The sequence below is a fragment of the Burkholderia cepacia ATCC 25416 genome (genome assembly GCF_001411495.1).
GTDB lineage: Bacteria > Pseudomonadota > Gammaproteobacteria > Burkholderiales > Burkholderiaceae > Burkholderia > Burkholderia cepacia.
This window is the reverse complement of sequence record NZ_CP012981.1, coordinates 1273479-1294523: the sequence shown is the minus strand read 5'-3', so window position 1 is coordinate 1294523 and position 21045 is coordinate 1273479. Positions and strand designations below refer to the sequence as shown.

Below are 21045 nucleotides of genomic sequence, written 5' to 3'. Positions count from 1 at the left end.
CGGCCCGCTCGGCGGCTTGATTTACTGCATTCTTGCGGCGCGTGCGCGCGTGACCGAATACTGCAGCGTCGACGGCTGCAGCATCGCGTCGAAACTCACCGGCTCCTCGGCCGGGTGCACGACGAGCAGCGCCTGGATCGCGAAATAGAGCGCGTTGGTGGCCTGCTCGTTCAGCTCGAACGTCACCTGCACCTGCTGCAGGCGCGGCTCGTGGCGCGCGATGGCCTGCTGGATCGACTTGCAGATGAACGCGCGGTCGTAGTGACTCGCCAGGCTCAGCCCTGCGAAATCGTTCAGCCCGTAGGTCAGCACCGACTTCTGGCACTCCGGCAGTGTGGCCAGTTCGTTCTCGGTGTGGGCGATACGGGTGTTGAGGATCGCCTCGACGTCGCGGGCGACCGTGTTCTTGAGCTCGTCCAGCGACAATTGCCGCATCGCTGCCGAGGCCGGCAGGTGCGGTTCGTCGTCGAACAGCTTGTCGAGAAAACTGGGTTCGAATCGTTTCATAAGGGCCTGTTTCCGCTAATAACGGGCTTGCGAACGTGTGTTGCCGGTCGTAGTGCAAGGAGTGAGGAGCGCCGTTTGGCCGAGCCAAACAAGCGACGAACGACGCCGCAATACGGCCGGCAACGCACGTTCCCCTGTTTGAAAAAATCATTCGTGGGGCTGGCCCCCAGAAGGGCCGATCGCCGCGTCACGCTCCTCGCGAATACGTCGAGTATTCGCTTCGTCGCAATCCTTGCGCTCGGCCCTTCTGGGGGCCAGCGCAAGCCCGTTATTAGCGGAAACAGGCCCTGATTCACAGCGAAAACGGCAACGGGACGACGAGCGCCCCGTTGCCGCAACCGACCTTAGACCGCGTAGGTCTTGTCGTTCTTCGTCAGACTCCAGGCGCCTTGCGTGTTGCCGCCCTGGTTGCCGCCGATCTTCTGCTGGGTTTGCTTCCACTGCACGGCTGCGTACTTCAGCGAGAACGTCTCGAGCGGCAGACCTTCCTCGCGAACGCTCGGGGCGATGCTCGAGATGATCACGTACTTGAGCTTGACTTCCAGATACTGCACGCGCTTGCCTTCACCATCAGCGCGCGAGAAATGAACCGTCACCTCGTCGAACGTGGTACCGCCCGAAGCGTGTTGGTACAGCAGCGGGCTCGACGAATCGATTTCCTTCGTGAAAATCATGTCGCCGTGCTCGCAACGCGTCATCGTGTGACCGCCAGCGGTCGATGCGGTTGCCGAACGCGGCTGAACGATCGAGTGATCCCACGATTTCAGTTCGATCCAGCCCTGGTGGTCCTTGTCCGCGGACTCGCCCTTCACCGCGGGACTACCAAACTGCAAGTGCATATGTAACATGGCCCTTCGACTCCCCAAAGAGGTGGTTTTAACGTCCTACCCAGGCGGCCCGCCCGGGCGATTTACTCGCTTATGAATTTGCCGGTTTGGGCAGATCAGCGACAAGTCGCAGAGAAATCGAGAGTTCGTCGAGCTGAAAGTGCGGGCGCAGGAACGCGACCGAACGATACGAGCCCGGCTTGCCCGGAATCTCCGACACTTGTATGGATGCCTCGCGCAGCGGGAATTGCGCCTTCTGTTCCTGCGACGCGTTGTCGTCGAGCAGGACGTACTGCGAAATCCACCGGTTGAGGAAAGTCTCCACGTTCTGCGCCGATGCGAAGCTGCCGATCTTGTCCCGCATCATCGCCTTCAGGTAGTGCGCAACGCGCGACACCGAGAAGATGTACTGAAGCTGGGCGGACAGGACGGCGTTCGCATTCGCGCTGTCGGTGCTGTATTTTTTCGGTTTCTGCACCGATTGCGCGGCGAAAAACGCAGCGTAATCCGAGTTCTTGCAATGAACGAGCGGAATGAAGCCGAGGTCGCTCAGTTCCTTCTCGCGGCGATCGGTGATCGCGATTTCGGTCGGGCACTTCAGCGCGACTTCACCGTCGTCGGTCTTGAACGTGTGGGTCGGCAGGTCCTCGACGAGGCCACCGCCTTCGACGCCGCGGATCGCCGCGCACCAGCCGAAGTCGTCGAATGCGGCCGTCAGGCGCGCAGCGAACGCCCACGCGGCGTTGCACCACAGGTACTTGTCGTGGTCGGTGCCGTCGACGTCTTCGACGAAGTTGAAGTTCTCCGCGGTCTGGCCGTCCTTCGGATTGAACGGCAGGCGACCGAGGAAGCGCGGCAGCGTCAGGCCGACGTAGCGGGAATCTTCGGCGTCGCGGAACGACTTCCACTTCGCATATTCGACCGTATCGAACACCTTGCCGAGATCACGCGGCTTGCCGAGGTCGGAGAACGACTCGAGGCCGAGCAGCTCGGGCGACGCCGACGCGATGAACGGCGCATGCGCGGCCGCCGCGACGTGCGACATCTGCTCGATGAAGTACATGTCTTCCGGCTGGCGCGAGATCTCGTAATCGCCGATCAGCGCACCGAACGGCGAGCCGCCGAACGTGCCGAATTCCTCTTCGTAGACCTTCTTGAACAGCGCGCTCTGGTCGAATTCGCTCGCGCCCTTGAAGTCGCGCACGAGGTCGCGCTTCGGTGCGTGCAGCGCCTTGATCTTGATCGTCTGGCCGGTGTTGCTTTCCTTGACCAGATAGTCCATCCCGCGCCACGTGCTTTCGAGGCGCTGGAATTCCGGTGCGTGCATCACCGCGGAAAGCTGCGTGGAAATCAGGCGGTCGAGTTCCGCGACGCGCGCGTCGATCGTGGCCGACAGGTTGTCCGACACGATCACCGTGCCGTCGAGCACCTGGTGCACGAGTTCGCCGATCAGGTCCTTCGCACGCGCATGCTCGGAATCGGATTTCGCGACCTTGCTCTTCTCGACGATGTCGTCGAGCAGCGAAGTCCCGGCGGCGTATTCCGCGCCGCTCGCTTGGGCCGCAGCCGTTTGCTGGTTCATCTCAACACTCCGTCGTCATTCGCCGTCTTTGTCGCCGCCGGTGCCCTTCGCGAGCTCCTGCAGCTGCTGCGTGTTCTTCAGCACCTCGGACAGCAGATCCTCGAGCTTGTCGTTGCCGGCGAGCTTGTTGCGCAGGTCGGCGAGCTTCGAGCGCGCCTCGAGCAGGCGGCGCAGCGGCTCGACCTGTTCGACGACTTCGTCCGGGCTGAAATCCGACAGCGAACGGAACTTCAGGTCGACCGCAAACTTGCCGCCACCCTCGCTCAGGCGGTTTTCCACCTGGAACGCGGCACGCGGCTCGATCGCCTTCATCACGTCGTCGAAATTGTCGCGATCGATGTTGACGAACTTGCGGTCGCGCAGCTTCGGCTGCTCGATTTCGGACTGGCCCGCCAGATCGCCGACGACCCCGACGACGAACGGCAGTTCCTTCACCTCGATCGCATCGCCCTTCTCGACCTCGTAGGTCAATTGGACGCGCGGCGGCCGTATTTTCTGCAAGCTTTTCTGAATGCTTTCTTTCTTGGCCATCTCGACGGCTCCCAGGTTAGTTGTGGTTATCGCGTCAGTTGCGGTCAGTTGCGCAGTGCACCGAACGGGTCGCCGCCCTTCGGCGCGGCGCCGCCCGACGACGTGTTCGTCGGCGGCACCGTAGCGGTGGTTTCGGCGGCCGGCGTCGTGCCTTTCTTGTGCACGACCGTGCGGGTCCTCTTGATTCGGCCGCTGGCGCGGGGATTCGTCTCCGGCGGGAACAGCGCCGATTCGCCCAGCGTGTCGCGCAGTTGCTTCGCGAGCGCCTGCGCATCGGACTTCGCGTCGCCCGCGAGCGACGAATCCTGACGCAGCTCGCCGAGCGACTGCGTCGCGATCCGCAGGCCGGCCACGGCCAGCACGCTCTTCGCCTGACGGTCGGTCGCGTCACGCTGCAGCGCTTCCTGCGCGGCAACGATTGCCTGACCGTAGTGGTTCTGTGCGAACTGGATTTGCGCGATGCGCGACCACGGCTCCTCGCGCGTCGGATCCGACTTCGCGAGCTGCTGATACAGGCCGAGGGCCTTGTCCTGGTCCCCCGCCTTCGCAACTGCGTCCGCATCGGCCAGCGACTTGTTGAACACCTCTGCAGTCGGCGGCGCGGGAGGCTGGCTCGCACAACCGGCGATCACGCCGCAAGCCACTACTACCCCAGACAGTTTTGCGAAGAGACGGTCTTTCATCGTTATATCCACCGGCGCGTGAGTTTTAAATCGTTGAGAATCTGGTTCTTTTGCTTTGCAAGAAGCGCGCGGGTATAGTACCGATCAATTTTTCATAATTCAATCGTCGTGTGAAGAGTAATTCCTTTTAAAACCGGGCGCTACCCCCTCCAATGGCCGCTCGCCGCGGGCTCGCAGCGATTTTTCTTTCGGCCGGAATGGGCAAGTTTTACTGGTTGCACGACGCGCCGCCGGGGTGGCGGAAAAAATTTCCGGACGCTCGCCACGACGCGGGCGTGCTTAATAGTTGAACAGTGCAATGCCGGGGATACGCAACGAGCGCGGAAATACCCGGCAGATTTGACAGGGATAAAGGCAGCACGCCGGAAATACGATGAGATCGTTGATGATTCGCTACGCGCTGCCGCTGGTTGCCTGCGCCCTTCTGGCCGGATGCGCGGCCGCCCCGCTGCTCGGCTCGGCCGCGAGCGCCGTGATGTCCGCGGCCGGCATCGGCAAGCCCGAGGTGCCCGACGCGCAGAAGCCGCCGCGCAGCCTCGGCATCACGCTCGCCGCGGCGCCGAACCTGAACGCCGCGACCGACAACAAGCCGCTCGCGCTCGTCGTGCGGCTCTATACGCTGAAGGACCCGACGTCGTTCCAGCAGGCGCCGTTCGACGCATTTACGGATCCGACCAAGGAAAAAGCCGCGCTGGGCGCGGATTTGCTGAACGTGCGTGAAATCACGCTGATTCCGGGCCAGCGCTATACGGCGACCGAAAAGGTTTCGCGCGAAGCGCAAGCGTTCGGCATCGTCGCGCTGTTCCGCGATCCCGCACTACAACGATGGAAACTGACGTTCGACCCGGTGAAGTCGGAGAAATCCGGCATAATCATCGGCCTGCATAATTGCGCGATGACGGTCACCGATGGCACCGTCATCGCACCGCAACAGGGTGCGCCTTCGCAACCGCTGAATTTGCTTTCTTCGGTCTCCTGCGGTTAAACATGACGCACGAATGTCAATTAACAAGAGTTAACAATTGGCGATTTAATTCGGGCACGAACGAATCGATTACATCGCAACGCGACATTAACCGGATTTGACATGAGTTATTCGGCCAAGGTGCTGTGGGGGGAAGGGCTGTTCCTCCGGCCTCAACACTTTCAGCGACAGGACGCGTACCACGAAGCGCGCCTGTTCGAATCGATCCAGGCGATCCAGCCGTACAACTGGGGCGTGCGCTCGGTGCGCATCGACCGCGACGCACTCGGCAGCAACGTGCTGCGGGTGGCCGAGCTCGCGCTCGTGTTCCCGGACGGCGCGCTGTATGCCGCACCGCAGGCCGACGACCTGCCGCCGCCGATCGCGCTGGACACGCTGCCTGACGGCATCAACGAATTCGTGTTCTATCTCGCGCTGCACCCGCTGCGCGAGAACGGCACCAACTACAGCGACGATCCGGCCGCCGGCTTCATGACGCGTTTCGTCAGCGAGCAGACCAGCGTCGGCGACAACTTCACCGACGCAGCCGAAGCCGACATCACGTTCCTGAAGACGCAGGTCAAGCTGATCGCGCACAGCGAACCGCGCGACCAGCTGCTGTCGGTGCCGCTCGTACGCGTGCGCCGCACCGCGACGTCCGGTTTCGAGATCGACGACAGCTTCGTGCCGCCGTGCCTCGCGATCGACGCATCGCCGATCCTGCACCAGCGGCTGCGCCAGCTCGTCGATGCGCTGCAGGCGAAGGTGAACGCGCTGTACGGCTTTCACCGCGAGCCGTCGAAGAACATCATCGAATTCCGCTCGGGCGACATCGCGTCGTTCTGGCTGCTGCACACCGCGAACGCCGCGTTCGCGACGCTCGCGCACCTGCACCAGCACTCGGCGCTGCATCCCGAGCGGCTGTTCCAGGAACTGCTGCGCCTCGCGGGCCAGCTGATGACGTTCTCGAAGGGCTACACGCTCGCGGACCTGCCGGTGTACCGCCACGACGATCCGGGCCCGAGCTTTGCGCGTCTCGACCTGATGCTGCGCGAGCTGCTCGACACCGTGATCTCGACGCGCTACTTCGCGATCACGCTCGACGAGGTGCGCCCGTCGTTCCACCTCGGCCGCCTCGATTCCGGCAAGATCGACGACAAGACCGAGTTCTACCTCGCGGTGTCCGCGGACATGCCGAGCGTCGAGCTCGTCGATGCGGTGCCGGCCCGCTTCAAGGTCGGCGCGCCCGACGACGTCGACAAGCTCGTGCTGTCGGCCATGCCCGGCGTGCGGCTGTCGTACACGCCGCAGGTGCCGCCCGCGATTCCGGTGCGCCCCGGCGCCTGCTACTTCGCGCTCGATTCGCGCGGCGCGCTGTACGAGCGCATGCTGCAGGCCCAGTCCGCGATGATCTACGCGCCGACTGGCATCAATGACCTGAAGTTCGAACTGATCGCGGTCACATCATGAGCTACGCGCCTTCCCTGTTCGGCGACAACGCGCCGCCTCCCCTGCATACCCCGGCGTCGACGGACGCCTCGTTCCAGGCCCGTTCGCTGCTCGACCTGCTGTACGACGGGTTCTTCATGCTGTTCCTGCTCAAGAACGGGCGGGAACCGGATAGCGCGAGCGAGTTCAGCACGCGGATCCAGGAATTCCTGTCGGACTTCGAGCGCGGCGCGAAAAAGCTGAATATCGCGGCCGAGGATGTGTACGGCGCGAAGTTCGCGTTCTGCGCGGCCATCGACGAGATGGTGCTGTCGTCGCAGTTCAAGATCCGCACGGACTGGGAACGCCGGCCGCTGCAGCTCGTGCTGTTCGGCGAGCAGCTCGCGGGGGAGAAGTTCTTCCAGTATCTCGAGGAAGGTCGCGCGCAGGGTGCGGCGCGGCTGCAGTCGCTCGAGGTGTTTCATATGTGCCTGCTGCTCGGGTTCCAGGGCAAGTATCTGCTCGAAGGGCCGGAGAAGCTGGCTTACCTCACCGCGCGGCTGGGGGACGAGATCGCGCATATGAAGGGCAAGCGGGCGCCGTTCGCGCCGCATTGGCCGTTGCCGGATCAGATCGCGCATCGACTCAAACGCGAAGTGCCGGTTTGGGCGATCGGGGCGGTTTTTGCGCTGGTGGCGCTGCTCGGGTATCTCGGGCTCAATACGTATCTGAAGGACAAGACGCTGCAGGCGTTGGCGCCTTATTCGCAGGTCATCAAGGTCGGGCCGGAATCGGCCAATTTGACGATTTCGCTGCCTTGAGGGGCGGAGGTTTCTCGGCCTCGCTTCACGATGAGAAAGGACCGCCCCGGCGGTCCTTTTTTGTTGCGACGTCCCATTCGTCGTGCTCGCGGCTACTCGCCGTTCGAATCCAGATCGAGGAAGTCGTCGTGGCGATCGAAGTGGTTAAGACAGCGGACGAGGTCGTCGATCGACGCGCCCGGTTTCTGACGACAGGCCAGATCGACGACGTCCTGGAAGTGCTCGCACGAGTAGCGGAATACGTAACCGAGCTCAGTGACACGTTCGGGGTAGCGCTCGCGATCCTCGTCGTCGACCTGTACCTTGTCGGCGATATAGATCGTCTGCCGCGGGCACCAGTCTGCATCGCCGTCATTTCCGTACACATCGTATTGCCACGCCGGATCGTAGCCCGCCGGCCGTTCGGCCTTCGCTCGCACAACCGCGATGAAGTCGGCAAGCGTGAACGTCCTGTTCTTGAAATCTTCCGGGCCGCGAATCTGCAATCCGATGCGCTCGCATTCGATACGCGCCAGCAATCGTTCGGCCCTGTCACGCTCGCACGCCAGCAGGCCGGCATCGAGGTCTCGTGCCGCCGCAAGCGCCCGCTCCAGGAACGGACGCGCCGATCCACTGCGTGACGTCTCGCACATCAGATCGCCCAGCGCGACGAGCGACTGGGCGAGTGCAACGCGATCGCCCTCCTGCTCGGCCTCGGTCAGCGCAAGATGCAGCACGGCTTCGCCTCGATCCGTCATGCCATGATCGAGCAGCATCAGCGCCTTGCGAAAGGTCTGCCGCGCACTCATCGCGACGCCTCGTTGCCGGGCAGATCCATCCAGACGTCTTCGTAGCCGGCGTCGTCGATGATGAAACGCGCGCCGGGCGGCAGCATCAAATAGGGCAAGACGAGCGGCAGGTAGGTGGGCAGATGTGCGGCGTGCAGCGGCTGGTAGAAATCGGGCGCGTCCGAATATTCGCCGCAGTGGAAAAACCAGCCGATGTCATCGCCTTCCGACAGCGCGATCCGCGTGCCATAGACAGGCATCCGCCCGAGCGTCGATATCGCGACCGCAACCTTGTGCTCGGGTTCGGCAGCGCGCAGAGCGTATCGCGCACACATGGCCTCCTGGCGCTCACGCCACTCGGCCGGATCATTCGTCAGGTTCATTTCCCGCCCCCTCCATGGCGCCCCGCATCGACAGAAAGGCCGTGAAACTGTCGGATACCGGCGTCGTCTCGCCCGTCTCGTGCGACCAAAGGACGACGGCCGGCTCGCACGATGCCGCTGTCCGGTCGTAGTCGAAGCAGTAGTAGTCACCTGTCCCGAACTCGGCAAACGGCAACAAGTGCGAGAAATCGGCATCCGTATGGTCGAAATTGTCTCGCCACGCGCGCCAGCCTTCGTCGTAGCGCCGCACGATCGAATTCCACGTCCTGCGCGGATTGCGCGCATCGAAGACGGGGAACACGGGCAGTCCGCCGAGCGACCGGCCGTTGTTGAGAAGCAGCCATGCGGCGAACGAACGCGGCAACGCGCGGCCGAGTAATGCTTCGGCCGCTTCGATCTCGGCCACGGTCGTGCCGATGGTCGGCGTGGGGGGCATCGGTTGATCTTCCTGTCGGTATCCCCGACATACACGGGTTCGATTTTGCACCGTCACGACTCGAGCCACCAGTCGAGCAGCGTTTCGTCGTCCGGATCCTCGAAGTTCCGGTAGATGTTCGCGTAGTACCAGGCAAGGCCGGTTCTTGCCGTGAAGCCGTCGAAGACGGCGCGGATTCGCTCGCCTCCCGCACCGGACGGCACCGATAACGCGAGCGAGCCGCCGTAACAACCGTCGAGCGTACCGCCCAGTTCGGATTCGACCTCATCCGCAAGCCGGTTGATGTCGCTATCCGGAATCGCGTCGCCATAGATCTGGATGCAGTAGTTTCCGCCGCGCTTCAGTACCGTGGCAGGACGATCGGGGTCATCCATGCGGACAAGATCGCCTTTCGCGAGATTCAGCGCCAGGCCAGGCGATGCCAGCAATTCGTAGATGCCCGGCTCGACCTGACGCGCGGGAAGTTCTTCATGAACCGGTGCATCTCCGGAGCTACCTGCGTAGACGTGGATCAGGTCGTCATCCTGGTCGGGGTCAAGCATTTCGTTCTCGCCGTAAGTAAGACCGTGTTTCAGTCAATCACTTGTGTCACCCGGGGCTGCCTGCGGATTGGCCTGCGCATTGCTCGAGACTGCTCGCCCGCACTCACCCGCCGACCATCTCCAGGAACACCACCGCTTCCGCATCGGGCAGCGCCTCGCCTATCCGCGCCCGGACTTCAGCAAGGAATGCCGGGCGGATTTCATACGTGTCGTCGAAGATATCGCGTGAGTACCTTCCAACGTACAACTCGCACCAGATACACAGCGCGTGGGCGAAGTGCGTGAGGGATGACGCAACGCGCAATGGTGCCCAGGAACCCGCGCCGTGGCGGTCGAACAGCACATCGCCTTCCGGGACGACGATAACGGGATCGCCGCCCATCTGACCCAGCACGATCCAGTCGTCGTGCCATCCGGACAGACGCCGCCCAGATGCGTCGACACGATAGCCGGTCTGGCCAAGCGCGAGACTCGCCTGGTTGCCGTACAACAGGAGGTCGTCAGCGGTCCAGGGAATCGACGGATCGACATCGTCGAGTGCGCTGAACCATGCAGCAATTTCATCGCTCACGGAGAGGGAGCTCGTGGGTGTTGCATGGTCGGGCGCAGGTGCGCCGATGCTTGCGTGCACGCCCACCGTGTCGCGAATTTCGACGATAAACTGCTTCAGATCCCGATCGTGCATCGTGCCTCCCGGCGACATGGCGCCTTGTCGAATCGCTTGCGAACGATACCGGTCTCGCGTCTCTCTGTCAGCCGCATGCCGACACATGAATTCACCGAAATCGTCGATGGAGTCATCGGTCGCTAAACGACTTGCGACCTTCGCATCCCGGACAACGTAATGCGCCGCAGGATTGCCGAGATAGACGGCGCCAAAAATGCATCCTCCTCGAGAAATCGAACGAGCGGATTGGCTGCAATCAGGATGTCCCGCCAGGATTTCATGATGACGTGTGGCAAACCACGTCGTCAGAACAGGATGAATTCATCGTTCTCTACGTAAAAGACGAATGCGTCGAGCAACTGCGAAACGCTCGGTTCGTCGATTTGGTCGTGGGCGTTGATCACGATATCTTCGATCGTCGCACTATTCAGCGTGACGCTCCAGCCGGGTTGCAGCGCGATCGAGGACGACGCATCGTCTTCGGCATGTTGCGCGTCTGCCGAGAACGCGCCCTCTGTATCGAGCGTCCACGGCTTCGGTGGTAGATGGAGCCAGCCAGAGAAGTCGCCGGGCGTTTCGAGGATCTGCTTCAGGCTGACTACGGTCGTCAGGTCGGTTGTTGCGAGCATGGGTTGTAGGGGTGGGAGTGACGTTTGGCGGTGCGGATGGCACGGCGTCGTGACATGCACGTGCGATATCGTCGGTAGATTCGTGTGAGCGCCGCAAAGCACGTACGTAGTTCGTCAGCATCACGGAATCGGACATCAGCGCTCGCGCACGGTACCGCAAAAGGTCGTGATTATGCCAATGAAGCGAGGGGCGAAACCTGCCACCATTTTTGTGGGTGTAGCGATCGAACAACGTGTTGGCTGCCCGCTGCGGCTGGCCATTCAGACCGGTTGGCCGAAATAAACGACCTCGAACATGTCGACCCATCGGTGGAATGGTTCCGGCAGCGCGTTCAGCAAATCGCTTTTCCCTGCAATTTTCGCATCGGACGCGAACACGACTTCATTGACTTTGGGATCGCCATAGACGGTCAGCACGACGAGGCCCCCACTGCTTCGCGTGAACGCTGCGCGCCGACAAGGCCCCGGGTCTTCCACATCGTCGAAGAATTCGACACCCGATGCAGTCAAGTCTGTCTCCCGGCATTCGAAGTATCCCCAGTCCGCGATCCGGACCGGACGATCCCGAAAAGCCGCTTCGAGGGATGGGTAGTGAGTCGTCATATGTCTCAATGAGATTCGCTCGCAACGCAGGATCGCGACCATCAGGTTCAGCGAGGCGTGTGTAAGCCGACGGCCTGCGGCACGTGGTCGGCACGCTTGCCGCGCTACCCCATCCCAAAGAGCGAATCGACAACGTTCCTGATCCACGTCTTGACATCACCCCAGGCGATTTTCTTTTGCGTCGTAATTTTTCCGATAAAAATTATCGACCACACGACGGCGAGACCTGCGGCGACACATAGGCTTAAAAATGAAAATTCACTCATTGGAATGAACGCGTTCAAATTTCTTCGCGATGTACGCATGCGACATGAGTGTACGTGAGGTCCAGAGGTCTCTGGCCGAGCACTATGGCATCGATGTATCACCCGACTTCATCGAGACGGTTACTGAAGGGCGATCGCCAAAGCGCTGAGTTGGCAGAACCGTCCGCTTGACGCGATGCATCAGGTATTGCTCTTCGACTCGCTGCGGATCGAGGAGACCGACGGCGCTAAGTTCCGGCTTCAGGCGGGTACCCGGAATCCGCAGCACTTCGATGGCAATACTTCGAGGCTCGGCGCTGTCGGCCAGTTAACGTGTCCGACGCCACGTCGCCTTGTCGGCTTCGATATCGACTCCCTGCCCATCCGTAGGCTCGCTTCGCCACATGACCAGTACATGATGAGCCCAACCGGTCAAGCAGCTCTGCTCTGATACTCGCCAAAACACTTGTCGCAAACAGCAACGAGCCCGTCGAAGACGGCCGCATGCTGATCCTCGAAATCCGATCCAAACGGCGCATCACCAGGCTCCGGCAAACCGAACTGTTTCGCGACCTCGGTCGAAACAAAGTACGAAATGTCGGCGAGTCCGTCTCCCAGCCAGTCGATGTCGTAACGGAGAATCTTCAAGCGCCTCGCGTCCGTTTTCATGTCGGCGCCGATATCGCTCGAAACATGTATCACCCCGGTTGCGCCATGCGATTTACACAGTATCCGGCCCATGTCTCATCCTATTGTCGTTTCCCATTCGCAACTAGAGCGAATCGATGACGTTCCTGATCCACGTCTTGACATCACCCCAGGTGATTTTCTTTTGCCTGGTAATTTTTCCCATAAAAATTATCGACCACGCGACGGCGAGACCCGCGGCGACACATAGGCTTGAAAATGAAAATTCACCCATTGGAATGAAAGCGTTCCAATTTCTTCGCGATGTATGCATGCGACTATTTTTTCGAATCACTGCGGATCGAGATCCGCGACGACGGCGTAGTCGGCAACAAGGCCGTCTATCCAGACCGACGGGCAGGAGCTTATCCGATCTTTTGTGTGAGGCATAAACCGAGAGCCAAGGAACCACTTTTATGCCACGCAAACGCAAGGAGGAAGTGACGATTGAACCGGGCACGACGGCTTGAACCTTGACCCGGCACTGATCAAGCAACTGGTGCCCGGGACACTGAACCGGTCGACGATCAACGAACGGCTTGCAGCAGGCCAGCCAATCCGCGTCCAGGCGTCCAACTCCGTGCAATCCACTTTCATCATCAATTTGCTGCCCCTGAAATCGGAGTGAATTTCGAGTGATTTCGCCCGTCACTCGCGATACCCGCGCAACAACTTCTTGCGCGACTCCCCACGCCTTGTACGACGCCTCCCGCCAATCACGCGGCCGGCCGCCCCCGCCCTGCTGAAATCGATCTCAATCAGGGCCAATTCGACTTCCGGCGCGGCGCGGTTGCGAGTAGTGTCTACATGCCCGTATTCCGGCCGCCCCCGGGTTCGACCGATACCCGGCGCTCACCACACACGACACTGACCTCTGGAGATCTGCGATGAAACGTTCGAAGTTCCTGCTGTCGGGCCTGCTGCTCGCGTCGGCCCTCGGCTTCACGGCCGTCGCCGCGCACGCCGACGACCTGCTCGACTCGGTCAAGAAAGCCGGCGTGCTGCGCGTCGGCCTCGAGGGCACGTACCCGCCGTTCAACTCGCGCGGCACGTCCGGCCAGCTCGAGGGTTTCGACGTCGACGTCGCGAACGCCGTCGCCGGCAGGCTCGGCGTGAAGACGCAGTTCATCCCGACCGAATGGAGCGGCATCATCGCCGGCCTGCAGGCCGGCAAGTTCGACGTGATCGTCAACCAGGTCACGATCACGCCGCAGCGCAAGGAAGCGCTCGACTTCAGCGAGCCGTACACGTACTCGGCCGCCCAGCTGATCCAGCGCAAGGACGACACGCGCAACTTCAAGTCGCTCGACGATTTCAAGGGCAAGAAGCTCGGCGTGACGCTCGGCACCAACTACGACCAGATGGCGCGCACCGTGCCGGGCATCGAGGTGCAGACGTATCCGGGCGCGCCGGAGAAACTGCGCGACCTCGCCGCCGGCCGGATCGAGGCGACGCTCGACGACCGCCTGATGCTGCCGTACATGATCAAGACGTCGAACCTGCCGCTGCGCGCGGGCGCAGTGCTGAACGGCGGCAAGCAGGAAATGGCGATCCCGTTCCGCAAGGGCAACCCGAAGTTCGAGAAGGCGATCAACGACGCGCTCGACTCGCTGCACAAGGACGGCACGCTGAAGAAGATCTCGATGCACTGGTTCGGCAGCGATGTGACGGTGCCGGTCGCGCAGTAAGCGGCCCGACACTTCAACGCGTCACGCCATTCGTTTCGGTGAATGCGTGACGCGTCCCCTCAAGCCGCTTCGTCGAAGCGCGCCAGCAGCATCTGGCCGACCGGTGTCAGCGCCGGGCGCGCGGCCACGGCGTTCATGCGCATCTGCGTATCGTCGACCAGCCGCTTCTCGACCAGCACGGCAAAAGCCGGATTCGACGGATCGACGCTGTCCGGCGCACGTGCAACGCGCAACAGCATCGAGAATTCATGCGGGCTCAGCATGGTCCCTGTCTCCTGATCGTCCGCGATCCGGTTCGAACCGGCGTCGATCGTATTTTCGAATGTAATGGCGCGTGGCATGACTGCCGCGCCGCCGGGAGCGAGATCCCGGCAGGCCTGCCTGCGACGCGGGCACGTCGTCGCGAGCGGGTTGCGCACGTCCCGGCTCCGGCGATGCCGCCGCGACGGGAACGTGCAACGTTATGGGCGCACCATGACGCGACCATGACAGGAAAGCGGGGCGCAAGACAGCGTGCGTTACATGCCGCTTCGATTCGATGCCGATCCAGGAGACGAAGACGGATCGCATCGCATGCATGGCCGGCGGTTGCCTGCTCGCCGGTTGTTTCGCGCCCTTCATCGCGGGTCGACCGAATACGGGAACCCGCCGCTTGCCGATCCGCTCGCATGGCGCATGCAGCGCACGACCACGTTCACCGCGCGCCCGAGCGTCATCCCGACGAGCACGCCCCATACCGCGAACGACAGCATCACGAAGCCGCTCGTCGCCGCCCACGGCGCGTGCACGGCGACCGCGTAATGGATGCCAGTTTCGGCGACGAACGTCAGCATCAGCGTGACGAGCAGGCTGGCGTCGCCAGGCAGGCGCACGCGCAGGCCCGACGACGCCGGACGGTACTCGAGCCGCCACCGGCTCGCGTGCAGCCAGCCCAGCGACGCGCCGCCCAGGACGGCCGCCAGTGCAATCGCGTTCGCGTCGATGCCGGCATGCGGAAAGAGCCCGTTCAGGCTGACGATGCCGAGCATCCCGAACGCGACCGGCGAGATCAGCGGTCGTGCCGCCGGCACCTCGCGCGGGAAACAGCGCTTGATGCCGATGTAGAGCAGCACGCAGAACATTACGTACACGTAAGGCTTCAGGTGAAGGAGTGCGGACATGGTCGGAGTCGCCTGGTCGGAGTGGACACGGCAACACCGTACTGCGCCGCTCAGGCAGACGGCACGGCTTGCGACGGGCGGCCGGAATTTGCGGACGAGTTGCGCGTCGCGGCGATGATCGTCCGGCGAATCGGGACGAATGACGCGCCACCGAATCCGGCCGCCGGCGACGTCCGAGCTGAATGGTCCGCCCTCGCCCGCCAGCCGGCGCTTCGTGCTCGACTCGCAACCGGCAACACCCCGTGTCCTTCCGCAGCGCCTTCCACTACACTCGTGGCGGAAACCGGCCAACCGTCGGCAGCCGACGCGCTTCGTCGAAGCCGCGCGCCGTTCGTCGCAACGCGCGCGTTATCGGCCCGTCCGGCAGTAAGGTCAGGCCATCGGCGCATCGCGCACCCACCTTCACCCGACACCATGCGAGCCACGTCCGACCCGTCGCCGATTCCGCAGCCACCCGCCGGCGCCCCGCCGCGGCTGCTGCGCGATCCGTCCGCGCTGCTCGCGTTCGCGTGCTTCAACTCGGTCGTCGGCCTCGGTTTCTGGGCGATCCATTTCAACGAACCGCTGCTGCCCTACCTCGTCGTCGCCAACACGATCGGCTTCTGCGCGCTGCTGTTCAGCCACGCCGCCGACCGGCTGCTGCCGCGCAAGCCGAGGCTCGCGCTGAAGACCGTCGTGATTGCACCGGCCAGCGTGCTCATCGGTTTCGAGATATCGGCAGCGATCGTCCGCGGGAACGTGCCGCACGTGTTCGGGCGCGCCCGCCTCGGAACGTGGGACAACTACGGGCCGTCGTTGCTCATCTCGGCGATCCTGTTCGTGTGCGTATCGTTGTTCCTGCAATCGATGCGCATGCGTGCGACGCTCGAGACCGAGCGCCGCGAAGCCGCCGAAGCGCGCCAGGCCGAGACCGCCGCGCGCCTGGCACTGCTGCAGGCGCAGATCGAGCCGCACTTCCTGTTCAATACGCTCGCGAACGTGCAGAGCCTGATCGAGCGCGACCCGGCCCGCGCATCGACGATGCTCGACAGCCTGAACCGCTACCTGCGCGCGAGCCTGCGGCGCACGCGCGATGCGACGTCGACGCTCGGCGAGGAACTCGAACTCGTTGAAGCACTGCTGAAGATCGCATCGATCCGGCTCGGCGAGCGGCTTTCTTATTCGATCGACGTGCCGGCGGACCTGCACGCGCTGCCGTTCTCGCCGCTGCTGCTGCAACCGCTCGTCGAGAATGCACTGCTGCACGGGATCGAGCCGTCCATCGACGGCGGCGTGATCGTGATTCGCGGCAGGATGCGTGGCGACAAACTCGAACTCAACGTGATCGATACGGGCGTCGGCCTCGGCAAAAGCGACACGCGCCTGCATGGCGGCGTCGGACTCGCCAACGTCGCGGCGCGCATCCGGACGCTGCACGGCGAGCGCGGCCGCGTCTGCATCGAAACGAACGCCGCCGCCGCGCATGGCGTCACCGCTACCCTGCTGATCCCGATCGACTGACATGCCGACCGCCCTCATCGCCGACGACGAACCGAACCTGTCCGCCTCGCTCGCGCAGCGGCTGGGGCAGCTCTGGCCCGAACTGGAAATCGTTGCGATGCCGCGCAACGGCATCGAAACGCTGGCCGCGCTGAATGCGTCGCCACGCCCGGACATCGCGTTTCTCGACATCCGGATGCCCGGTATCGACGGGTTGAAGCTCGCTGCGCTGGCGCCCGATGTGCATGTCGTGTTCGTCACGGCCTACGACGAATATGCGGTCGACGCGTTCGATCGCGCGGCCGTCGACTACCTGTTGAAGCCGGTGACGGACGAGCGGCTGCTGCGGTGTATCGCGAAGCTTCAGCGCGGCGGGCCGGCGCTTGCGCAGGCCGATGCGCTCGCGCAGGCGGCACAAGCAAGAGAAGCGGTGCCGATCCGCTGGCTGACGGTAGGCGTGAAGGATGCGACGCGGCTCGTATCGGTCGACGATGTGCTGTATTTCCAGGCGTCGGAGAAATACACGGAAGTCGTCACGGCTGGCGAACGGCTCGTGATTCGCACGCCGCTGAAAGAGCTGATGCAGCGGCTCGATCCGGAGCGGTTCGCGCAGGTGCATCGCGGCGTGATCGTTGCGTATGCAGCGATCGATCGCATCGAGCGCGATCTGCTGGGACGGTTGCGGATTCGCGTGCATGGGCAGCGGGAAATGCTGCCCGTCAGTCGTGCGTATGCGGGGTTGTTCAGGCAGATGTGAGGCTATCGGCGTCTATCGCGCGGCAGCCGCAACATGCCGCTGCTCCCATCCCGCTTGCGTGGCAGGCGCCGCCAGGCGCCACGCCGTGCAGCAGCGCGCAATTCAGTTGCAGGAGTCGAGTCCCGGCCTTGTCTGGCAAGGATCGAATTCATATTGGAAACGCCTCGAGACTTCCGACTCTTATGATGCGAAATCTAACTGAGAGCACGGATCCAATCCTCGACGGCGGATTCGCGCCACGCCACGGCCCGATCGCCCAACTTGACCCCAGCCGGAAATGTTCGTGCGCCAATCCTGCGATAGACCTCACTCTTGGACAAGCCAATACGTCGCTAACAGCCGAGCGAGTGACGTCACAACAGGCTTTACAGGGTTATGAAACACCGGGGAAGCTGGGAGCACCCGCCGAGCGGCAGCAATCCGCGACGGTGCGGCGCCGCCCACCCGGCCCAGCCAGGCCAGTCGCGCGATGCCAACGACTGACGTTCGACAGACCGATTCTCAGACCATCGGCCGATTGCCCGAGTTGTTGCTCGCTTTCAACCCCGGCACGGGTCTGCGTCTGACCACGTGAAGTATCATTTCCGCCAGATGAATCGGGCAAACATCGGAAGGGACTACGAAAAACACCCGGACGGTTTTTTCCTGCGTTGCCTAACACATCACCATTCAATTGCCAGAGGGCCTATGTTAATCGGGCACGCGGTAGATTTCTCACCAGAAGTGATCAGGGCCGCTTTGCCGATCGCACGACGCTTGTTCGATGAACAATGGCTGGTCGAACAAGCAGGTAAGAACTCAAGTGATCCGCTCCTCTACACGGAAATGCCGTTGGCTTCCGCTCGTGGGTCAGCTCGTGCGCTTCGTGAGGGAATACCGCAAAAGGACGAAATGCACCCTCTCGCGGAAGCTGTTATAGGCACCGAGCGAATACTCAAGTATCACGACGAGCGTGGGGAGTTTCTATGCGGTGTTTTCGCCTACCGCCTTCTGTCACTTCGTGACGTTGCCCTCAACTTGGACAATGTGAAAAACATGAAAGACCGGCTCCCGCGATTGACAGGCGATCAATGGCAGTCCGCCTTATACGAATTGTTGGTAGCAAGTGCACAGGCGAATTCGGGAAAAGTCGAACTTCTTGATGAAGTGGGGCAAGCCGTACCCGATATGGCGATAGATGGTTCGATATTTATCGAATGCAAAGCCAAAACGCAGTACGAGGAGAAAGTATCTGACTTCATTGGCAGATTCAGACGGCTGGCGCTTGACAAGATTTTTGAGGAAGCCGCGAAAATAGGTGACGGACTTTTGATCAAAATCGACGTGCATGATGAGGCTGGCATAACAGACATTCCCCATCTGCTGCGCTCAATGTTCGCCGATAAGCTAACCAGGAGATCTACGCACCGCGTCAAGATCAACGTTACCCCTCATCCGTCCGGCCCCTTTGAACTGCCGCACCCAATGAAGGCCCATTCCGCAGAACTCTGGCGGTGGATCATGAACTTTGACGAATGGCGCGACTGGCACTTTGTTCTGCCGTTCGGCGAATTAATTGTACAGAACGCATCGAACGTTATGGTAACGAGCGTTCGCCGCCCAATCCTAGTTTGCGCAAGGTCCACTGCTCTCTCAAAAAGCGTGCAGAATATTCGCGCGACCGTTGCGAACGCTTGCCGACGCCAACTACGTGACCATCAACCTGGAATGGTACGCGTCCTTGTGAACTCTGATCTCTATGGAATTGGTCAAAATTCCAACGCAGCCACGATTAAAGATGCTCTTGACGAGCTGTCAATGGAGTTGTTACGGACATATACGCGGCTTGTGGGTGTCCGATTTGACATAGTGACTCCTCCTGATCGAGGGGATTTGGCGGTTCACTACACCTCCGCAGGAGCGGTGAGACAAACTGTCGATAAAACTTTCGAATCGATCATAAGTACACCAGGAGTCCTTCTGCTCTAGATGAGCGTTGGCGCAGTCATTTTCTGTCAATCGCACAATCCCTAGAACAAATCTCGCGTTGCTTATGCGCGTGTCGACGCATCGATTCGCATCGTTGCGCATCAAAACGCATGATTTCCGCGCACTGAAAAGCGACCAGAACCACGCAGCGCCGGGTACCCCGACACCTCTACCGGCGCTCACAGTTCTGTCGAACAGTGAGGTACAGGCGAAGAAACGCCGAGACTGCATAATCAAGGCGCATAAAAGTGCATAGAAGAATCGGGCCGCCGATTGCCGCGCGGCCCGCGCCGGGCGGCTTCGAGCACCTAGCGCATGAGTGCACAAAAACCGTTCATTTTTGCGGGCAGGTGGGGCGGGGCTACAACTGCGCGCGCCGGATCCGAATCAGCCCGCCCTAGGGGTCGAACCGCCCCCAAGGGCTGCACCTGCCACGTGCACACAGCCCCGCCACGGGCCTGCTGCGCGCTACCCCACCAGGGCGACCAGCGACCGACCGCTCTGAGGACACGTGAACCCGCCGACTCCGTGCATGGATACAGGCGAAAAATGCCGCCCAGCACCGAAGTCCCAGGCGGCTCTCTGCTGCGCCAACCACTCTCGTCAGACGTCAACCTGCGCGTCCGTGATGCCGAGCGCGGCGGCGATCTTCTCGCGCGTCGACTTGCGCAGCTTCTCGCTGCTCTCCTGTTGAGCGTAGGCGGACTGGCTGATGCCGAGTCGCGTCGCGACTTCGACCTGCGTCAGCCCGAGATATTCGCGCCACGCACGCAGGGGCGTCACCCCGTCGACCGTTGCGCTGACAACTTCATGAGGAATCAAATCGCGATCTTCTCGGCGCTGCGTCATGTGTTACTCGGAGGGGATCGTCATGATGGCTTGCACTCATTCCGGCCCGCCGACTTGCTTTGCGACAAGACGGAACCCTTGCTTGAAGAAACGCTACGTACACAGCACGTAGCTGAACAAGCCTGTTCGCCAATGCAGATTGGAAATGCCGAGGGGGAATTGGAAACGCGAAGGGGCTACGCAAACATCGCGTAACCCCTTGTCAGATATGGTGCCGGCTGCAGGACTCGAACCCGCCACCTGATGATTACAAATCAACTGCTCTACCAGATGAGCTAAGCCGGCGTAGCGCGAGATTCTACCTCATTTCACGATCTTGAGGCGAGGTCTGTTGCCACCTTTCGAACCGTCGCCATCGCCGTCGGTTTTCGGCGGTTCGTCGGCGCCTTCGGAGGGTTCCTCGTTCGCGCCGCGGTCGGCAACCGGCGTCAACGCAGCAGGCGACTCGTCGCGCTGCGCGTCATCCGCCTGCGCGGCTTCTTCGTCGAACGCGCCCGAATCCTCGCCTTCGCCCGCAACCGCATCGACCTGGAACGCCATCCCCTGCCCGTTCTCGCGCGCATAGATCGCGAGCACGTTGGCAACCGGAATCTCGATCTTGTGCGCCTTCCCGGAGAACCGGGCCGTGAACTCGATCCACTCGTTGCCCATCTGCAACTGGCTCGTCGCCTCGAAGCTGATGTTGAGCACGATCTCGCCGTCACGCACGAACTGACGCGGCACGCGCGTCGAGTTGTCGACCCTCACCGCGATATGCGGTGTGTAACCGTTATCGGTGCACCACTCGTACAGCGCGCGCAGCAGATAAGGCTTCGTTGAAATCTCTTGCATCACAATCCTCG

The 21045-nt window shown here is 62.0% G+C and carries 24 protein-coding genes, 1 tRNA gene and 3 pseudogenes; 8 read left to right on the top strand and 20 right to left on the bottom strand.

Going from position 1 to position 21045, the window contains the following annotated elements; translation table 11 throughout:
* Positions 1–21: 21 nt before the first annotated feature.
* The 5 genes from tssE to APZ15_RS05940 all read right to left on the bottom strand — a co-directional run bounded on the left by tssE (position 22) and on the right by APZ15_RS05940 (position 4130).
* The gene (gene tssE / locus APZ15_RS05960; RefSeq protein WP_021161818.1) at positions 22–507 is read right to left on the bottom strand and encodes a type VI secretion system baseplate subunit TssE; all 486 of its coding nucleotides are present in this window, start codon (positions 505–507) and stop codon (positions 22–24) included.
* Between the two features lie 344 nt (positions 508–851).
* Positions 852–1355: an Hcp family type VI secretion system effector gene (locus APZ15_RS05955; RefSeq protein ID WP_006477093.1), complete on the bottom strand. Its 504-nt coding sequence runs from the start codon at positions 1353–1355 to the stop codon at positions 852–854.
* 70 nt (positions 1356–1425) lie between these two features.
* Positions 1426–2916 carry a type VI secretion system contractile sheath large subunit gene (gene tssC / locus APZ15_RS05950; protein ID WP_006477094.1) on the bottom strand — a complete coding sequence of 497 codons (1491 nt, stop codon included), beginning with the start codon at positions 2914–2916 and terminating at the stop codon, positions 1426–1428.
* Between the two features lie 15 nt (positions 2917–2931).
* Positions 2932–3447, bottom strand: coding sequence for a type VI secretion system contractile sheath small subunit (tssB, locus tag APZ15_RS05945; protein ID WP_027788514.1), 516 nt, complete (start codon positions 3445–3447; stop codon positions 2932–2934).
* 44 nt (positions 3448–3491) lie between these two features.
* Positions 3492–4130: a tetratricopeptide repeat protein gene (locus APZ15_RS05940; RefSeq protein ID WP_027788515.1), complete on the bottom strand. Its 639-nt coding sequence runs from the start codon at positions 4128–4130 to the stop codon at positions 3492–3494.
* A gap of 373 nt (positions 4131–4503) precedes the next feature.
* Between APZ15_RS05940 and tssJ the strand changes: the two genes are divergently transcribed.
* From tssJ to icmH, 3 genes are all read left to right on the top strand, one after another.
* On the top strand, positions 4504–5115 hold the full coding sequence (tssJ, locus tag APZ15_RS05935) for a type VI secretion system lipoprotein TssJ (protein WP_027788516.1): 612 nt from the start codon (positions 4504–4506) through the stop codon (positions 5113–5115).
* A gap of 102 nt (positions 5116–5217) precedes the next feature.
* Positions 5218–6564 carry a type VI secretion system baseplate subunit TssK gene (gene tssK, locus APZ15_RS05930; RefSeq protein ID WP_011350756.1) on the top strand — a complete coding sequence of 449 codons (1347 nt, stop codon included), beginning with the start codon at positions 5218–5220 and terminating at the stop codon, positions 6562–6564.
* Positions 6561–7343: a type IVB secretion system protein IcmH/DotU gene (gene icmH, locus APZ15_RS05925; protein WP_027788517.1), complete on the top strand. Its 783-nt coding sequence runs from the start codon at positions 6561–6563 to the stop codon at positions 7341–7343. Before tssK ends, icmH begins: the two co-directional genes overlap by 4 nt.
* Positions 7344–7435: 92 nt before the next feature.
* Here icmH and APZ15_RS38805 read toward each other — a convergent pair whose 3' ends face one another.
* The 8 genes from APZ15_RS38805 to APZ15_RS05885 form a co-directional block, all read right to left on the bottom strand.
* Positions 7436–8131, bottom strand: a complete 696-nt coding sequence (locus APZ15_RS38805; protein WP_049096226.1) for a DUF7716 domain-containing protein — start codon at positions 8129–8131, stop codon at positions 7436–7438.
* Positions 8128–8493: an immunity protein Imm33 domain-containing protein gene (locus APZ15_RS05915; protein ID WP_034195822.1), complete on the bottom strand. Its 366-nt coding sequence runs from the start codon at positions 8491–8493 to the stop codon at positions 8128–8130. Before APZ15_RS05915 ends, APZ15_RS38805 begins: the two co-directional genes overlap by 4 nt.
* On the bottom strand, positions 8477–8929 hold the full coding sequence (locus APZ15_RS05910) for an SMI1/KNR4 family protein (protein ID WP_049096227.1): 453 nt from the start codon (positions 8927–8929) through the stop codon (positions 8477–8479). The genes APZ15_RS05915 and APZ15_RS05910 overlap by 17 nt, the downstream gene beginning before the upstream one ends.
* Before the next feature lie 53 nt (positions 8930–8982).
* Positions 8983–9471, bottom strand: coding sequence for a DUF4265 domain-containing protein (locus tag APZ15_RS05905; protein WP_027788521.1), 489 nt, complete (start codon positions 9469–9471; stop codon positions 8983–8985).
* A gap of 103 nt (positions 9472–9574) precedes the next feature.
* Positions 9575–10156 carry a hypothetical protein gene (locus APZ15_RS05900; RefSeq protein ID WP_027788522.1) on the bottom strand — a complete coding sequence of 194 codons (582 nt, stop codon included), beginning with the start codon at positions 10154–10156 and terminating at the stop codon, positions 9575–9577.
* A 287-nt stretch (positions 10157–10443) separates the two neighbouring features.
* Entirely contained in the window at positions 10444–10767 is a 324-nt protein-coding gene (locus APZ15_RS05895; protein WP_027788523.1) for a DUF7716 domain-containing protein, read from the bottom strand.
* Between the two features lie 261 nt (positions 10768–11028).
* On the bottom strand, positions 11029–11370 hold the full coding sequence (locus APZ15_RS40755) for a hypothetical protein (RefSeq protein WP_138143305.1): 342 nt from the start codon (positions 11368–11370) through the stop codon (positions 11029–11031).
* A gap of 677 nt (positions 11371–12047) precedes the next feature.
* Positions 12048–12356, bottom strand: a complete 309-nt coding sequence (locus tag APZ15_RS05885) for a hypothetical protein (protein ID WP_027788525.1) — start codon at positions 12354–12356, stop codon at positions 12048–12050.
* Positions 12357–12718: 362 nt separating this feature from the next.
* Between APZ15_RS05885 and APZ15_RS38800 the strand changes: the two are divergent.
* Positions 12719–12849: pseudogene (locus APZ15_RS38800) on the top strand (IS256 family transposase); the annotation flags it as partial.
* A gap of 33 nt (positions 12850–12882) precedes the next feature.
* On the opposite strand, the pseudogene APZ15_RS42820 reads toward APZ15_RS38800, so the two are convergent.
* A pseudogene (locus tag APZ15_RS42820) lies at positions 12883–13011 on the bottom strand (RHS repeat-associated core domain-containing protein); the annotation flags it as partial.
* Between the two features lie 178 nt (positions 13012–13189).
* Here APZ15_RS42820 and APZ15_RS05880 point away from each other — a divergent pair.
* On the top strand, positions 13190–13990 hold the full coding sequence (locus tag APZ15_RS05880) for a transporter substrate-binding domain-containing protein (protein WP_027788526.1): 801 nt from the start codon (positions 13190–13192) through the stop codon (positions 13988–13990).
* A gap of 59 nt (positions 13991–14049) precedes the next feature.
* Here the strand turns inward: APZ15_RS05880 and APZ15_RS05875 are convergent, their stop codons facing one another.
* Complete coding sequence (locus tag APZ15_RS05875; RefSeq protein WP_027788527.1) at positions 14050–14253, bottom strand: hypothetical protein; 204 nt, start codon at positions 14251–14253, stop codon at positions 14050–14052.
* Positions 14254–14607: 354 nt separating this feature from the next.
* The gene (locus tag APZ15_RS05870) at positions 14608–15150 is read right to left on the bottom strand and encodes a DUF6622 family protein (protein WP_027788528.1); all 543 of its coding nucleotides are present in this window, start codon (positions 15148–15150) and stop codon (positions 14608–14610) included.
* A 414-nt stretch (positions 15151–15564) separates the two neighbouring features.
* On the opposite strand from APZ15_RS05870, the gene APZ15_RS05865 reads away from it, so the two are divergent.
* Both APZ15_RS05865 and APZ15_RS05860 read left to right on the top strand, forming a co-directional pair.
* Entirely contained in the window at positions 15565–16650 is a 1086-nt protein-coding gene (locus APZ15_RS05865) for a sensor histidine kinase (protein WP_080981879.1), read from the top strand.
* A 1-nt stretch (position 16651) separates the two neighbouring features.
* Positions 16652–17386 (top strand): LytR/AlgR family response regulator transcription factor, encoded by a 735-nt coding sequence (locus APZ15_RS05860; protein WP_027788530.1) that lies wholly within the window; start codon positions 16652–16654, stop codon positions 17384–17386.
* A gap of 194 nt (positions 17387–17580) precedes the next feature.
* On the opposite strand, the gene APZ15_RS38795 is transcribed toward APZ15_RS05860, so the two are convergent.
* A complete protein-coding gene (locus tag APZ15_RS38795) occupies positions 17581–17706 on the bottom strand; it encodes a helix-turn-helix transcriptional regulator (RefSeq protein ID WP_226113714.1) in 126 nt (41 codons plus the stop codon).
* A gap of 250 nt (positions 17707–17956) precedes the next feature.
* On the opposite strand from APZ15_RS38795, the gene APZ15_RS40750 reads away from it, so the two are divergent.
* The gene (locus tag APZ15_RS40750) at positions 17957–19354 is read left to right on the top strand and encodes a hypothetical protein (RefSeq protein WP_138143304.1); all 1398 of its coding nucleotides are present in this window, start codon (positions 17957–17959) and stop codon (positions 19352–19354) included.
* 603 nt (positions 19355–19957) lie between these two features.
* On the opposite strand, the pseudogene APZ15_RS05850 reads toward APZ15_RS40750, so the two are convergent.
* The 3 genes and pseudogenes from APZ15_RS05850 to APZ15_RS05840 form a co-directional block, all read right to left on the bottom strand.
* Positions 19958–20194: pseudogene (locus APZ15_RS05850) on the bottom strand (helix-turn-helix domain-containing protein); the annotation flags it as partial.
* Between the two features lie 218 nt (positions 20195–20412).
* Positions 20413–20488, bottom strand: a tRNA-Thr gene (locus APZ15_RS05845).
* A gap of 18 nt (positions 20489–20506) precedes the next feature.
* Positions 20507–21034 carry a ClpXP protease specificity-enhancing factor gene (locus APZ15_RS05840; protein ID WP_027788532.1) on the bottom strand — a complete coding sequence of 176 codons (528 nt, stop codon included), beginning with the start codon at positions 21032–21034 and terminating at the stop codon, positions 20507–20509.
* Positions 21035–21045: the final 11 nt, after the last annotated feature.

Coding starts and splice junctions, on each gene's coding strand:
- tssE (WP_021161818.1), bottom strand. CDS start 507: ATGAAACGATTCGAACCCAGTTTTCTCGACAAGCTGTTCGACGACGAA.
- APZ15_RS05955 (WP_006477093.1), bottom strand. CDS start 1,355: ATGTTACATATGCACTTGCAGTTTGGTAGTCCCGCGGTGAAGGGCGAG.
- tssC (WP_006477094.1), bottom strand. CDS start 2,916: ATGAACCAGCAAACGGCTGCGGCCCAAGCGAGCGGCGCGGAATACGCC.
- tssB (WP_027788514.1), bottom strand. CDS start 3,447: ATGGCCAAGAAAGAAAGCATTCAGAAAAGCTTGCAGAAAATACGGCCG.
- APZ15_RS05940 (WP_027788515.1), bottom strand. CDS start 4,130: ATGAAAGACCGTCTCTTCGCAAAACTGTCTGGGGTAGTAGTGGCTTGC.
- tssJ (WP_027788516.1), top strand. CDS start 4,504: ATGAGATCGTTGATGATTCGCTACGCGCTGCCGCTGGTTGCCTGCGCC.
- tssK (WP_011350756.1), top strand. CDS start 5,218: ATGAGTTATTCGGCCAAGGTGCTGTGGGGGGAAGGGCTGTTCCTCCGG.
- icmH (WP_027788517.1), top strand. CDS start 6,561: ATGAGCTACGCGCCTTCCCTGTTCGGCGACAACGCGCCGCCTCCCCTG.
- APZ15_RS38805 (WP_049096226.1), bottom strand. CDS start 8,131: ATGAGTGCGCGGCAGACCTTTCGCAAGGCGCTGATGCTGCTCGATCAT.
- APZ15_RS05915 (WP_034195822.1), bottom strand. CDS start 8,493: ATGAACCTGACGAATGATCCGGCCGAGTGGCGTGAGCGCCAGGAGGCC.
- APZ15_RS05910 (WP_049096227.1), bottom strand. CDS start 8,929: ATGCCCCCCACGCCGACCATCGGCACGACCGTGGCCGAGATCGAAGCG.
- APZ15_RS05905 (WP_027788521.1), bottom strand. CDS start 9,471: ATGCTTGACCCCGACCAGGATGACGACCTGATCCACGTCTACGCAGGT.
- APZ15_RS05900 (WP_027788522.1), bottom strand. CDS start 10,156: ATGCACGATCGGGATCTGAAGCAGTTTATCGTCGAAATTCGCGACACG.
- APZ15_RS05895 (WP_027788523.1), bottom strand. CDS start 10,767: ATGCTCGCAACAACCGACCTGACGACCGTAGTCAGCCTGAAGCAGATC.
- APZ15_RS40755 (WP_138143305.1), bottom strand. CDS start 11,370: ATGACGACTCACTACCCATCCCTCGAAGCGGCTTTTCGGGATCGTCCG.
- APZ15_RS05885 (WP_027788525.1), bottom strand. CDS start 12,356: ATGGGCCGGATACTGTGTAAATCGCATGGCGCAACCGGGGTGATACAT.
- APZ15_RS05880 (WP_027788526.1), top strand. CDS start 13,190: ATGAAACGTTCGAAGTTCCTGCTGTCGGGCCTGCTGCTCGCGTCGGCC.
- APZ15_RS05875 (WP_027788527.1), bottom strand. CDS start 14,253: ATGCTGAGCCCGCATGAATTCTCGATGCTGTTGCGCGTTGCACGTGCG.
- APZ15_RS05870 (WP_027788528.1), bottom strand. CDS start 15,150: ATGTCCGCACTCCTTCACCTGAAGCCTTACGTGTACGTAATGTTCTGC.
- APZ15_RS05865 (WP_080981879.1), top strand. CDS start 15,565: ATGCGAGCCACGTCCGACCCGTCGCCGATTCCGCAGCCACCCGCCGGC.
- APZ15_RS05860 (WP_027788530.1), top strand. CDS start 16,652: ATGCCGACCGCCCTCATCGCCGACGACGAACCGAACCTGTCCGCCTCG.
- APZ15_RS05840 (WP_027788532.1), bottom strand. CDS start 21,034: ATGCAAGAGATTTCAACGAAGCCTTATCTGCTGCGCGCGCTGTACGAG.